The organism is Limnohabitans sp., from assembly GCF_044373035.1.
Classification (GTDB): domain Bacteria; phylum Pseudomonadota; class Gammaproteobacteria; order Burkholderiales; family Burkholderiaceae_C; genus Limnohabitans_A.
Window position 1 is genome coordinate 1 of sequence record NZ_JBILQU010000086.1, and the last position, 12290, is coordinate 12290.

13 protein-coding genes are annotated in these 12290 nt (G+C 62.8%); 5 read left to right on the top strand and 8 right to left on the bottom strand.

Going from position 1 to position 12290, the window contains the following annotated elements; translation table 11 throughout:
* Positions 1-243: 243 nt before the first annotated feature.
* The 4 genes from ACIQ47_RS11985 to ACIQ47_RS12000 are packed head-to-tail and all read right to left on the bottom strand — an operon-like array spanning position 244 to position 3504.
* Entirely contained in the window at positions 244-1185 is a 942-nt protein-coding gene (locus tag ACIQ47_RS11985) for a uracil-DNA glycosylase (RefSeq protein WP_396438332.1), read from the bottom strand.
* Positions 1186-1193: 8 nt separating this feature from the next.
* A complete protein-coding gene (gene rimI, locus ACIQ47_RS11990; RefSeq protein ID WP_396438333.1) occupies positions 1194-1691 on the bottom strand; it encodes a ribosomal protein S18-alanine N-acetyltransferase in 498 nt (165 codons plus the stop codon).
* 14 nt (positions 1692-1705) lie between these two features.
* On the bottom strand, positions 1706-2524 hold the full coding sequence (gene tsaB / locus ACIQ47_RS11995; protein ID WP_396438334.1) for a tRNA (adenosine(37)-N6)-threonylcarbamoyltransferase complex dimerization subunit type 1 TsaB: 819 nt from the start codon (positions 2522-2524) through the stop codon (positions 1706-1708).
* Positions 2521-3504, bottom strand: coding sequence for a DMT family transporter (locus tag ACIQ47_RS12000; protein WP_396438335.1), 984 nt, complete (start codon positions 3502-3504; stop codon positions 2521-2523). The genes tsaB and ACIQ47_RS12000 overlap by 4 nt, the downstream gene beginning before the upstream one ends.
* A 110-nt stretch (positions 3505-3614) precedes the next feature.
* Here ACIQ47_RS12000 and dacB point away from each other — a divergent pair, with 110 nt between their 5' ends.
* From dacB to ACIQ47_RS12015, 3 genes are all read left to right on the top strand, one after another.
* Positions 3615-5210, top strand: coding sequence for a D-alanyl-D-alanine carboxypeptidase/D-alanyl-D-alanine-endopeptidase (gene dacB / locus ACIQ47_RS12005; protein WP_396438336.1), 1596 nt, complete (start codon positions 3615-3617; stop codon positions 5208-5210).
* Between the two features lie 36 nt (positions 5211-5246).
* Positions 5247-5501, top strand: a complete 255-nt coding sequence (locus ACIQ47_RS12010; protein ID WP_396438337.1) for a SemiSWEET transporter — start codon at positions 5247-5249, stop codon at positions 5499-5501.
* 117 nt (positions 5502-5618) lie between these two features.
* On the top strand, positions 5619-6881 hold the full coding sequence (locus ACIQ47_RS12015; protein ID WP_396438338.1) for a lipase family protein: 1263 nt from the start codon (positions 5619-5621) through the stop codon (positions 6879-6881).
* Between the two features lie 64 nt (positions 6882-6945).
* Here ACIQ47_RS12015 and ACIQ47_RS12020 read toward each other — a convergent pair whose 3' ends face one another.
* The 3 genes from ACIQ47_RS12020 to purE are packed head-to-tail and all read right to left on the bottom strand — an operon-like array spanning position 6946 to position 9649.
* The gene (locus tag ACIQ47_RS12020; RefSeq protein WP_396438339.1) at positions 6946-7950 is read right to left on the bottom strand and encodes an L-threonylcarbamoyladenylate synthase; all 1005 of its coding nucleotides are present in this window, start codon (positions 7948-7950) and stop codon (positions 6946-6948) included.
* 8 nt (positions 7951-7958) lie between these two features.
* Positions 7959-9143, bottom strand: a complete 1185-nt coding sequence (locus ACIQ47_RS12025) for a 5-(carboxyamino)imidazole ribonucleotide synthase (RefSeq protein WP_396438340.1) — start codon at positions 9141-9143, stop codon at positions 7959-7961.
* On the bottom strand, positions 9140-9649 hold the full coding sequence (gene purE / locus ACIQ47_RS12030; protein WP_296293550.1) for a 5-(carboxyamino)imidazole ribonucleotide mutase: 510 nt from the start codon (positions 9647-9649) through the stop codon (positions 9140-9142). The genes ACIQ47_RS12025 and purE overlap by 4 nt, the downstream gene beginning before the upstream one ends.
* 81 nt (positions 9650-9730) lie before the next feature.
* Between purE and trxA the strand changes: the two genes are divergently transcribed.
* Together trxA and ACIQ47_RS12040 are read left to right on the top strand one after the other, a co-directional pair.
* Positions 9731-10684 carry a thioredoxin gene (trxA, locus tag ACIQ47_RS12035; RefSeq protein WP_396438341.1) on the top strand — a complete coding sequence of 318 codons (954 nt, stop codon included), beginning with the start codon at positions 9731-9733 and terminating at the stop codon, positions 10682-10684.
* A gap of 194 nt (positions 10685-10878) precedes the next feature.
* Positions 10879-11244 (top strand): hypothetical protein, encoded by a 366-nt coding sequence (locus ACIQ47_RS12040; protein ID WP_396438342.1) that lies wholly within the window; start codon positions 10879-10881, stop codon positions 11242-11244.
* 68 nt (positions 11245-11312) lie between these two features.
* On the opposite strand, the gene ACIQ47_RS12045 is transcribed toward ACIQ47_RS12040, so the two are convergent.
* Positions 11313-12233 (bottom strand): phosphoribosylaminoimidazolesuccinocarboxamide synthase, encoded by a 921-nt coding sequence (locus tag ACIQ47_RS12045; RefSeq protein ID WP_396438343.1) that lies wholly within the window; start codon positions 12231-12233, stop codon positions 11313-11315.
* Positions 12234-12290 lie beyond the last annotated feature (57 nt).

The following is a 12290-nucleotide window of genomic DNA, read 5'->3' on the forward strand; positions in this document are numbered from 1 at the left end:
ACAGCGTCCATTGCGAGGGCGCGGATGGCGTTGGCCATTTGTTGCTGGTTTGCCATGTGGGCAGCTCCGGATAAGTATTCTGGTAAACCCGGTATTTTAGCGGCTGTCAGATCCCCGCCCTTTGCAGCATCAAGCCCGCAGCCATCACCAAGCAAGGGGGTTTTGCCACCTACAAGGCCTGACGGAGGCCGCCTCACAAGCCACCTGAACAGTCGACGCAGCAGCGCTCTTGGACAGCCGCTGTCAGCTTTGGGAGACCGACAAAGCCAGCACCAAATCGGCCCAGGCTTTGGCTTTGTCGGCAGGGTTGCGCAGCAAGCTCGAAGGCGGGTAAGTCACCACCACCGGCACGCCCTGAAAGTCGTGCAAACGACCGCGCAGTTTGCCCATGGGCTCGGTGCTGCCCAGCAGGCTCTGGATGGCAAAACGGCCCATCGCCAAAATCACGCGGGGCTGCGCCAGCGCAACCTGGCGCGACAAATAGCCCGCGCAAGTGGCCAATTCGGCGGTCTCGGGGTTGCGCCCGTTCAGGGGGCGGCATTTGACGGCATGGGTCAGGCAGGCCTCGGGGCTATCTGCGCTGGCGTCGGCAGGGCCCGGCGAGCCTTGGCGGCGCACGCCCACGGCCTTGAGCATGTTGTCCAGCAGCACGCCTTCTGGACCGGTGAAGGGCTGGCCTTGCTGTTCGTCTGTTTCCGTAGGCAAGTCACCCACCACCATCCAGCGGGCAGTGCCCTGACCTGTGCCCAAAATGGGCGTTTGGCGTGCAGCGCACAGGCCGCAGGACTGACAAGCTTTCACAGCAGTTTCCAGGTCGGACCAGCCCATGCTGGACAAACCTTCTGGCAAGGGCGCGAACACTTGGCCCTGGGCCTGCACATGAACCTGCACCAGGGCGGGCACGGGTGCCACAGGCTCGCGCGTGGCGGAGCGGGTGGCGGGTGCATGCACAGGCACAGACACAGCGGGCGTTGCAGGCGGTGCGGAACTTGCCGGGCTTGCAGCCCCAGCAGCGACGGACACAACCGTCGCTGGCACCGCGCTCACTGCGGCCACGGCCGGTGAAACCCCTGCCAAAGCTTGTGGCGCGGCATCGCTGCGCTGCGGCCACCACACGCGCACGCCCATCTCGGCCAGCATGGCGCGTTGGCGGTCGTCCAGATCAAATCGGGTGGGGTCGCTCATGTGGGGGCTCACAGTTTCAAACTCATCACCACCGCATGCTCACGCTGCTGGCGGCCTGCGGGATAGTAATCCTTGCGAATGCTGACCTGCTTGAAGCCGTAGCGCGCATACACCTGCAAGGCGCGCTGGTTGCTTTGGCGCACCTCCAGCCACAGCCATTGCGCGCCTGCGTGGTGAGACATGAGCGACAAGGCGTCCAGCATCATGTGGCCCCAACCCTGGCCTTGGTGCGCCGGGGCGACGGTGATGTTGAGCAAGTGCATTTCATCGACACCGTGCATGGCCAAAAAGTACCCCAGCAATTCACCATCCAGCCACAGGCATTGGGCCTCAAACAAGGGGTTGAGCGAGTCACGGAAATTGCCCCGCGTCCAGGGGTGGCCGTAGGCGGTTTGCTCGATGGCGATCACCGCGTCCAGGTCGTCCTGCGTCATGGGGGCGAGCGTGACGCGGTTGCGCGTGGCCTCTGAGGGCTGAGTGCTCTCATCGGCTGGCGCGGGCTTCATGGGCAGATTCATGGTCAAACCAAGGGATGCGCTGCGGCCTTGGCCAAGGACGACTGGGCCTGCAGGGCTTGTGCCTTGATGGCCTCTCGCTCGGCCGTGGTGTTGGCCACTTTGTCGCGGATGTACAGCGGCATGGCCTGCTCGGCCGGCACGGTCAGGCCTTGCGCCCACAAGGCCGGGGCCAGTCGCAGCAAAGCGGCTGCAGTGGGCAGGGCCTCGCAGCGCAAGCCACCGGGAGCCACACGGGGCAGTCGGTCGCCATAAGTGGCAAAGGCGTTTCCCGCCTGCAGCACCACGCGATTGTGAGACATCTGCAATTTTTCGGGGGCACCCACTTGCAAGGGCGCGGCCTCCTGCCAACGGCCATGGCTTGACCCCGGCACAGGCTCCCAGCGGTAAGCGGCGCTGTACACCTCGTCCATGCGGGCGTCGAGCAGCGCCAGCACAGTCAACTCGGCATCGGGCGCGATGGCCCCGGCTTTCACTTGCGCCCAGCGCGCCTCTTCGGCCACGGCCATCAAAGTATCGACAGGCAACACCGGCACATCGGCCCCAAAGGCCAAGCCTTGCGCCACGGCACAGGCGGTGCGCAAGCCGGTGAACGACCCCGGCCCCCGGCCGAACACAATGGCATCCAGCGAAGCCAGCGGCATGTCGGCCTCGGCCAGCATCGCCTGCACCGCCGGGATCAGACCGCTGGAAGCCTGCGCACCGCCGGGCAGGGTTTGGGTCCAGACCTGATCGCCACGGGCCACGGCCAAAGACAGCACATCGGTGCTGGTGTCAAAGGCCAGCCAGCGGCGCTCGGGGTTGGTGCTCATGCTGGTGCTCATGCTTGACCTCCAGTTGGCGGCGAAGTGGGCGCCACAACAGGTTTTTTGGCCTGCCGCACGCCAAACAAAATGCCGCTGGTCACCAGCGCCAGCCCAGCCAGCAAATTCCAGTGCATGGGCTCACCCAAAAACCATACCGCCCCCAGCGCCGACAAGCCCGGCACCAGTGCCGTGATCATGGTTGAGCGCACCGCGCCATAGTGGCGCAACATCTGCGTGAAAGTGATGCCCGAGATGACCACCGAGCCCACGCCCTGGAACACGGCCTGGAACAAAATTTCGGACCACGGCGCCTGATGCAGCTGCGTGGGCAAAACCTGCAAGGCCACCAGCAAGGCAAACAAGGGCACAAAGCAGACAAAAGCAAACGCGGTGATGGCCATGGTGGCGCGCACGGCATCAAAGCCTTGGCTGCGCACCAGCACGCTGTAACTGGCCCAACACAGGGCGGCCACCATGAACAGCAAATCACCCTTCCAGACCTCGCCGCCATCAAAGGCCATGAGCAAGCTCGCGCCACCCACCAAGACATCGCCCAGCACGATGAAACCCAGCCCCACGGCGCGGGCGGCGGCCACTTTTTCGCGCAGGAACAACCAAGCCAACAAGGTGGTCCACAAAGGCAGGCTGCCAGGCATGAGCACCGAGGCGTGCGATGCGGGGGCATAAAAGAAACCGGTATAGGCCAAGATGGCGTACAAAAAGCCGCCCAGCAAACCGGTTTGCACCGTCTGGCGCAAAGGCAGGGGCGACAGGCCCCACAAAGAACCCACTTGTTCACCGGCTTGGCGTGCCGGCCGCAGCAGCCACCACGCCCAGGGCAATAAGACAGCGCTGGCCCCCAAAATGCGGGCCAGCGCGATGTCCATGGGCAGCAAGCCCCGAGACGCCGAGGCCCGCGCAATGACAATGAAACCCGACCAGATGAGCACCGTGACGACCGCCGAAGCCAGGCCCACGGTTTTTGAAGAAAATCGCATGGCCGGATCATACGGGGCCGCCGCCCCGGTGCGAGCTGGGTGGCCTGTTGACCCCATTGGGAGCCTTCCGTGCGCGCCTTGCTGCTCCGTGTGGCCGTTAGACTCGCCCGATGACCTGCTCCCAAGCCCAGAGCCCATTTTTCGTCACCCTGGCCCACGCAGCCCGTGCAGCCTTGGTGCTCAGTGCTGTCCTGGCCAGTCAGGCCCGCGCCCAAAGCAACGCCGAGTTGGCACCCCGCCATAACCCCGTTGGCCGCGCCCAAGCCGCGCTGCCCAAAGATGTCCTCCAAACCCTGCAAAAAGCCCAAGTTCCCCCTTCGGCCCTGAGTGTGCTCATCGCTCCCCTGCCCAACGGCAACACGTCCAGCAACGCCCAGTCACGGCACTTGTCGCACCACGCCCAAGTCAGCGTCAACCCAGCCTCGGTCATGAAACTGTTCACCACCTATGCGGGTTTGAGCCTGCTGGGACCCGACCACGTCTGGCGCAACCGGGTGTACACCGACGGCCCGGTGCGCGATGGCGTGCTGCAGGGCAATCTGGTCGTGCGCGGCAGCGGCGACCCCAAGCTGGTGGTGGAGCGCCTGCAAGAGCTGCTGGCGCAGGTTCGGGCGGCGGGCGTGCGCGAGGTGCGCGGTGACATCGTGCTCGACCGCAGCGTGTTCGACGTGCGCGAACGCAGCGAGCCGTTTGACGACGAACCGCTGCGGCCCTACAACGTGGGGCCAGATGGGTTGTTGCTTAATTTCAAGGCGGTGGTCTACAAGTTCACGCCCGATGCCGCCGGCGGCCGGGTGCACGTGCGCTTTGAGCCGCCGCTGGCGGGCTTTTCTGCCCCCACGCAACTGCCACTCAGCCAAGCCCCTTGCAGCGACTGGCGTCGCCAGCTGCAGGCCGACTTCAGCCAACCGCTGCAAGTGCGCTTTGCGGGCCGCTACCCGGTCAGCTGCGGCGAACGCGAATGGCCCGTGGCCTACCCCGAGCCCGAAGCCTATGCACCTCGCGTCATGCAAGCCTTGTGGCAGGCAGCGGGCGGGCAGCTCACAGGGCAGGTGCGCTACGGCGCGCGCCCGGCATCGGCCAAACAACTGCTGGAATCGCCCTCCTTGCCCTTGTCCGAGATCATCAAAGACATCAATAAATTCTCGAACAACGTGATGGCGCAGCAGCTGTACCTCACGCTGTCGAGCGAGCTGGGCGCGCCCGGGCGCTTGGAGGCTTCGCGCCTGCGGCTGTCGCAGTGGTGGCGTCAAGGCTTTTCCGGGCATGAGGAACCCGTGCTGGACAACGGCTCCGGCCTCTCGCGCAGCGAGCGCAGCACGGCGCAAGCCCTCACCGCCTTGCTGCAGGCCGCTCACGCCAGCCCCCACGCCCGGTACTTTGTGGATTCGCTGGCTGTTGCCGGGGTGGACGGCACCGCAGCCCGCCTCAAAGACCGCCACCCGCAGTCACCCGTGATTGGCAACGCCTGGCTCAAAACCGGCTCGCTGCGCGATGTGGCCTCGGTCGCCGGTTATGTGCAGGGCCAAAGCGGCCAACGCTACACCTTGGTGGCAGTGCTGCACCACCCCAACGCCCAACAAGCGCGGGCCGTGCTCGACCAGTTGCTGGAATGGACGGTGCGCGACATGGATTCGACCACCGTCAGCCGCCGCTCCCGCGCAAGCCGTGACCGCAACGCTGCACAAAGCGGCGCAAGGCGCTGAGGCCCCAAAAGCAAATCACTCCGAAGGACTTTGCGCATGAATTTGATCGACTGGGTGGGCTCTGTTGCCGCCTTTCTCACCACCGCCAGCTTCATCCCGCAAGCCTGGCAAACTTTTCGCACCCGAGACGTGAGCGGCATCTCACTGGGCATGTACAGCCTGTTCACTGCAGGGGTGGCGCTGTGGCTGGTCTACGGCATCTTGATGGTGGCTTGGCCCATCATCATCGCCAACATCATCACCACCAGCTTGGCGCTGATGATTTTGGTGATGAAGTTGCGTTACCGCTGAGCTTCAAGGGATACCGGTAAATGGGTAGTAACCCGATGGTCAACAAGAAATACAAGCTTTAGGATTTAACAAAATCGCACGGTCGTTCGATTTTATAAATCACACGGAGTCTCCTACGTGGCATCTTTCAAACTCAGTCTTTCCCTCATCAGCGCTGCTGCACTTCTTGCCGCTTGCGGCGGCTCCGATCCGGTCAACGGTTCACTGATCGACACACCGTCCACTTTGGCAACATTGACCAAAGCGCAACTCGATGCAAGTGGCTTGATCGGTCTGAGCGGTCCCGCAAAATGCGATGTCAAGCTCGTCAGTCTCAATTATGTGACCCCAGGCGCCAAAGGCGAATCGTCCAACGCATCCGGTGTTTTGCTGCTGCCAACGGGCGCAGGTTGCACGGCAGCAGCCCCTCTGGTGGCCTATGCCAAAGGGACCGACGTGCAAAAGCCCCGCACACTGGCCAACCCCACCGATGGTGAAACCGGTCTGCTGGCCGCTATGTATGCAGGCCAAGGCTATGCCGTGGTGGCCACCGATTACCTGGGCTTTGCCAAGTCCAACTACAGCTACCACCCTTACCTGCATGCCGACTCCGAGGCCACATCCGTCATCGATTCCATCCGTGCTGCGCGAAACGCTGTGTCGTCCCAAGGTGGCAGCCTCAATGGCAAGGTCATGCTCACTGGCTACTCTCAAGGCGGACATGCTTCCATGGCCGCACACCGCGAAATCGAAAAAAATCTTTCCGGTGAAATTAAAGTGGTGGCTGGCGCGCACCTTGCAGGCCCCTACAACCTTTCTGGCTCCATGAAATTTCCCGATGCGATTGCGGGTTACCAGTTTTTTGTACCTTACCTCGTCACAGCTTGGCAAAAAATTTACGGCAACCTTTACAACAACGTCAATGAGGCTTTCAAAGCACCGTATGCCGCAGGAATTGAAAGCCTGTTGCCCAGCCCGACCTTGAACTACACGACATTGGTCACTTCAGGCAAACTGCCCGGCATCAATGGTGAAACACCCAATCAGGCGCGTGACGCCTTGTTCCAGCCCGCATTCATCAGCGACATCCTGACCAATCCCAACAACCCAACCTTCCTGGCGGCCAAAAAGAACGACCTGCTGGATTGGTCTCCCAAGTCACAAACCATGCTCTGCAGCGGCAGTGGTGACCCGACTGTGCCTCAGGCCATGCACCAAACGGTCATGAAAGCCGCGTTTGACGCCAAAGGACTGACGAACGTGACTTCGGTCGATGTTCACCCCTTGATTGTTCAGACTTTTGGACCGATCACCCTGGCCAACATCGCCAATTACCATGGTACTTATGCCCCTCCGTTCTGCCACGCAGCGGCCAAAACGCTGTTTGACGCGGTGAAATAATCGCTCAAACACCTGCACAAGGCCCGCGTCATGCGGGCCTTGTTTTTTCAAACTGACGCAAGACTCAAGCCGCAGCCCGCTGCAGCCGGTCCCGCACGCCCTCCCACTCGGGCGTGTCGGGCGGCTTTTGCACCCAAATTTGCGTGACGCCCCGGGCGTCCAGGTCGCGCAGCACACCAAACAAGTCGTGCGCGGCTTGTTCGGCAGTGGCGGCTTGCTGCCGCCACAAAATGCCGGAACCCATGCCCTGATCGCTCGTCGGTCTTTCGTTCGACCACAACCCCAAGTTGTTCGCGTGCGGCCCCAAAGCTTGCAGGTTGGCGGTGATGCCTTGCGCGGTCATCAGGCGCACCTTGGCGCGTGGCGCGTAGTGCGATTCGAGCGTGCCTGAGGCACGCGGCGCGGCCTGGCCACTCACATCCAGTGGCGCGTCTTTGCCTCGGACCGCTCGGCCACACGCGGCCTCGACCTGCGCCCGCGTGATCTGCCCCGGGCGCAGCAGCACCGGCTCGCCCCGCGTGCAGTCGATGATGGTGGACTCGATGCCCACATCGCAGTCGCCGCCGTCCAGAATCAACAAGTCAGAGCCCAGCTCGGACTGCACATGCGCGGCGCTGGTGGGGCTCACGCGGCCAAAGCGGTTGGCGCTGGGAGCCGACACGCCCAGCACACCCAGCGGCAGACAAGCCCGCAACAAAGCTTGCGCCACCGGGTGCGAAGGGCAACGCAGACCAATCGAGTCTTGCCCCCCGGCTGATGTAGCGGCCACGCCGCTCCAACGCGGCAAGATCAAGGTGAGCGGGCCAGGCCAAAAAGCTTGCATGAGCTTTTGCGCAAAGTCGGGCACTTGCGCGGCAAACAGCGGCACCTGGTCCACACCGGCCACGTGCACGATCAGCGGGTGGTCGGCCGGGCGGCCCTTGGCCACAAAGATTTTCACCACGGCCGCGTCGTCGGTCGCATTGGCGGCCAGGCCGTACACCGTCTCGGTGGGCAGGCCGAGCAGCTGGCCATCACGCAGCGCTAGCGCCGCCTGGGCAATGGTTGCCTCGTTGGCACTCAAGATCATGGCGGTCTTTAAAACGCTTCGATGCCGAGCAAAGCGGCCGCTTGCAAGGCGGTGGCGCGCACGGCCTCAGGCGTGGCACCCGTGATGTTCAGGTGTCCCATCTTGCGGCCGGGCCGAGCCGACAACTTGCCGTACAGGTGCAAATGCGTGCCCGGCAGCGCCAGCACCTGGGACCATGGAGGGCTGCTGGGACCCTTGACCGACTCTTGGGGCCACAGTTCGCCCAGCAAATTGAGCATGATGGCCGCTGAGTGTTGAAGCGGCTGCGTCAGCGGCAAACCCGCCAGCGTGCGCACCTGCAATTCAAACTGCGACTGGTCGCAGGCGTTCATCGTGTAGTGGCCGCTGTTGTGCGGGCGGGGGGCCATTTCGTTGACCACCAGCTCGCCGCCTTCGAGCAGGAAAAACTCCACACACAGCACGCCCACGTAATTTAGACCCTCGGCAATGGCGCGGGTGGCGGCCACGGCTTGCGCCGCCATGTCTAAGGGCACGGCACCTTCATACACGCGGGTCACGGCCAAAATGCCATCGCGGTGCAAATTCGATTGCACCGGAAAATTCACCATCTGCCCATCGGCCCCACGCGCCACGATGACCGAGCACTCGGCCTGCAGCGGCAGCATTTTTTCGAGCACGCAGGGCACGCCCTTCAACTCTGCCCAAGCGGCCCCCAACGCTTCGCGGGTCTTGACGCGGATCTGGCCCTTGCCGTCGTAACCCATGCGGGCGGTCTTCAAAATACCGGGCAGCAAATTTTCGGCCACCGCAGCCAGATGAGCGGGGGTCTCGATCACCGCATGCGGAGCCACCGGCACGCCGCAGCGCACAAAGTGGGCTTTTTCGGCAACCCGGTCTTGCGCAATCGCCACCGACTCAGACGCCGGTGCCACCGGGCGGTGTGCGCCCAAAGTGATCAGCGCGGGAGCGGGTACGTTTTCAAACTCGGTGGTGATGGCCGCGCAGCGCTGCATCAGCTGCGCCAGGCCCTGCTCGTCCAAATACCCGGTCTGGATGTGGTGGTGGCTCACCCGCCCGGCGGGGCTGGCCGCATCGGGATCGAGCACCGCGGTGAAGTAGCCCATGGCCTGGGCCGCGTGCACAAACATGCGGCCCAGCTGGCCGCCCCCCATCACGCCCAACGTGGCCATCTGGCCATTGACCATGGCGCCCGGCAAAATGGCGCGGCTCATGCGGCACCTGCTGGTGGAACGGGGGGAAGCGTCATGGCGCGGGCCATGGCGGTTTGTTCGGCGCGGAAAGCTTCAAGCTTATGGCGCAGGGCCGGGTCGTTGTTGGCCAACATGGCCACGGCAAACAGGGCGGCATTGGCAGCGCCTGCTGCGCCAATGGCAAAGGTGGCCACCGGCACGCCCTTGGGCATTTGCACAATGCTGTGCAGCGAATCCACGCCCGACAGGGCCTTGGTCTGCACCGGCACACCCAGCACCGGCACCACGGTTTTGGCAGCGATCATGCCGGGCAAATGGGCTGCGCCGCCAGCGCCGGCGATGATGGCCTGCAGGCCCCGCTCGGCCGCGCTCTGTGCATAAGCAAACATATCGTCCGGCATTCTGTGGGCCGAAACCACGCGGGCGTCGTGAGGGATGCCAAACTGTTGGAGAATCTGGACTGCGTGCTGCATGGTGTCCCAGTCGGAGCTGGAACCCATGACGACGCCGATGAGCGCTTGAGTCATTGGGTGCTTTTCGTGATCAATGTTGAATTTTAAGGTTTCACCCGCTTGGGGTCTGAAACACAACCCGGAACACTGCCCACCATGATGGACGTCACGATACAAAACTTTGAAGCCGAGGTCATCGAAGCCTCCATGACCACGCCCGTGTTGGTGGATTTTTGGGCCCCTTGGTGCGGCCCGTGCAAGTCTTTGGGCCCTGTGCTCGAAAAAGTCGAAGCCGCCTACGAAGGCCGCTTCAAGCTGGTCAAAATCGACTCAGATCAGGAGCAGCAACTGGCTCAAGCATTCGGCATCAAAAGCATCCCAACTTGTGTGCTGCTGAAAAACGGCCAGCCCGTCGATGGCTTCATGGGCGCTTTGCCCGAGGGTCAGGTCAAACAGTTTTTGGACAAACACCTGCCCGCCGCCGAAGCACTGCAGGCCATGGCCGCCGCCGAACAAGCCCAGCAACACCTGCAAGCGGGCGACGAGCACAGCGCCCGCGCCGCCCTAGAACAGGCCCTGGCCACCGATCCCGGCAACGACGACGCCCGTTTTGATCTGGTCAAGCTGCTGATCGGCCTGGGCGAGTTGGCCGAGGCCGCCGCCTTGCTGGCCCCGACCATGGCCCGCATCCCGGTGCCGCTGCGCTTTGAGGCGCAAACCCATTGGCTCAACGCGCTGGAATTCGTGACCACCGACCCACGCGGCCAATGGGAATTGGCGAAATTTGACGATTTGATTGGGCAGAACAAGCGCGACTTTGAAACCCGCTTTGCCAAGAGTCGCCTGCTGATCGCCGTCGGCCAGTGGGAAGCGGCCATGGACGAGCTGCTTGAAATCATCATGCGCGACAAAAAGTGGGACGACGAAGCCCCCCGCAAGACCTTTGTCGCCTTGCTGGAATTGATGACGCCCCCCAAATCCAAAACGCAAGACGCCACCGGCAAGTCCGCAGGTGGCATCGAGTTGATGGGCAAGGCCGCCATGCAAGAAGACCCGCACATGGCCATGATCTCCGGTTACCGGCGCAAGCTGAGCATGGCGCTCAACTGATCACGGCCCCGCCAAAACCCAAAGCCCGGTCTGTTGCAGGCGATTCAAAATGACCCCGCTTTTTCATGACAGGGCCAAGCAAGCGCTCGTTACAAAAATTTACCGGTTTGAACCCCTTGGCCGGACCGTGACAGCGCTATTTCAGATGGCTTCATCCTAAAATTTGAGCATCACTTTTGAACTCATTTCGAAGCATGCCACGCGCCCAACCCCTGATCACCCCTGAAGAGCTGCAATGTCTGCTCGGCGGTGCTCCTGTGCGCTCGATCGGGCCCAGCCGCAGCCTACTGGCTCAACTGCCGTCCCTGCACTGGGGTGCCGCTCTGTGGCTGGTCAAAGGCTTTTTGGTGTATGCCGTGCTCATGAGCCCGGAAGCCGCCAAACTGTTGGGCAGCAGCCGTTACCTGTGGATGCGTGGCAGCCTGGAGCTGGTTTGCTTGGCCGCTTTCTGGGGTGCTTGCCTGCACCCGCGTGGCCGTCTGGTCGCCAACGCCAGCTTGCTGGTGGCGGGCACCACCTTGCTGCTCGATACCATGACGCTGCTGGCCTTCACGGGCTGAATTTCCTGGCCCCCAAAACAAAGGCGCTGCCATGCAGCGCCTTTTTTGTGCTCCCCCATGCCGTGGGTTCAATCCATCAACCTCTTCATTGCCTCTGCGTATTTGGCGGCCGTCTTCTCGATCACTTCACGCGGCAAACGCGGTGCAGGCGGGGTCTTGTCCCACGGCTCGCCGTTGACCTGGGCGGTTTCCAGCCAGTCGCGCAAAAACTGTTTGTCGTAGCTCGGTGGATTGGCGCCTTGCGCATAACTCTGTTCATAAGAGTCTGAGGGCCAATAACGCGACGAATCGGGCGTCAGCACCTCGTCCATCAGCACCAAAGTGCCGTCGGCATCCAGGCCAAACTCGAACTTGGTGTCGGCAATGATGATGCCTTTGACCGCCGCGATGTCACGCGCCGCCTTGTAAAGCTGGAGGCTGATGTCGCGGATGCGGGTGGCCAGATCGGCACCGATCATGGACACGGTTTGCTCGAAGGTGATGTTTTCGTCGTGCTCGCCCACGGCGGCTTTGGCTGCGGGCGTGTAAATGGGCTCGGGCAGGCGGCTGGCGTTTTTCAGGCCAGCAGGCAGTTTCACACCGCACACCGCCTGGTTGTCCTGGTATTCCTTCCAGCCGCTGCCCGCCAAATAGCCGCGCACCACCGCCTCGACCGGGATGGGTTTGAGGCGCTTGACCAGCATCGAGCGACCCGTGACCTGCGGCACCTCTTCGGCACTCACCACGCTCTCGGGGGCTTCGCCCGTCAGGTGGATTGGGCAAATGTTCAGGCCCTTGGGGCCGAGCTGGTCAAACCAAAACAGCGCCATTTGCGTGAGCAGCACACCTTTGCCCGGAATCGGCTCGCCCATGATCACGTCGAAAGCGCTGATGCGGTCCGACGCCACCATCAGGATGCGGTCGTCGCCCACGGCGTAGTTGTCGCGCACCTTGCCACGCGCCAATAAGGGCAAGGAAGTCAGGGCGGAGGTGTGAAGCGCAGAGGTCATGGCAAAAAACAGTCCAGCAAAAAAAAGGCCCGTTGAACCGTCAACGGGCCATTCGGG

What these genes read in the sequence shown, in the direction of transcription:
- ACIQ47_RS11985 (WP_396438332.1), bottom strand. Translation starts at nt 1,185, where the DNA reads ATGAGCGACCCCACCCGATTTGATCTGGACGACCGCCAACGCGCCATG.
- rimI (WP_396438333.1), bottom strand. Translation starts at nt 1,691, where the DNA reads ATGAAGCCCGCGCCAGCCGATGAGAGCACTCAGCCCTCAGAGGCCACG.
- tsaB (WP_396438334.1), bottom strand. Translation starts at nt 2,524, where the DNA reads ATGAGCACCAGCATGAGCACCAACCCCGAGCGCCGCTGGCTGGCCTTT.
- ACIQ47_RS12000 (WP_396438335.1), bottom strand. Translation starts at nt 3,504, where the DNA reads ATGCGATTTTCTTCAAAAACCGTGGGCCTGGCTTCGGCGGTCGTCACG.
- dacB (WP_396438336.1), top strand. Translation starts at nt 3,615, where the DNA reads ATGACCTGCTCCCAAGCCCAGAGCCCATTTTTCGTCACCCTGGCCCAC.
- ACIQ47_RS12010 (WP_396438337.1), top strand. Translation starts at nt 5,247, where the DNA reads ATGAATTTGATCGACTGGGTGGGCTCTGTTGCCGCCTTTCTCACCACC.
- ACIQ47_RS12020 (WP_396438339.1), bottom strand. Translation starts at nt 7,950, where the DNA reads ATGATCTTGAGTGCCAACGAGGCAACCATTGCCCAGGCGGCGCTAGCG.
- ACIQ47_RS12025 (WP_396438340.1), bottom strand. Translation starts at nt 9,143, where the DNA reads ATGAGCCGCGCCATTTTGCCGGGCGCCATGGTCAATGGCCAGATGGCC.
- purE (WP_296293550.1), bottom strand. Translation starts at nt 9,649, where the DNA reads ATGACTCAAGCGCTCATCGGCGTCGTCATGGGTTCCAGCTCCGACTGG.
- trxA (WP_396438341.1), top strand. Translation starts at nt 9,731, where the DNA reads ATGATGGACGTCACGATACAAAACTTTGAAGCCGAGGTCATCGAAGCC.
- ACIQ47_RS12040 (WP_396438342.1), top strand. Translation starts at nt 10,879, where the DNA reads ATGCCACGCGCCCAACCCCTGATCACCCCTGAAGAGCTGCAATGTCTG.
- ACIQ47_RS12045 (WP_396438343.1), bottom strand. Translation starts at nt 12,233, where the DNA reads ATGACCTCTGCGCTTCACACCTCCGCCCTGACTTCCTTGCCCTTATTG.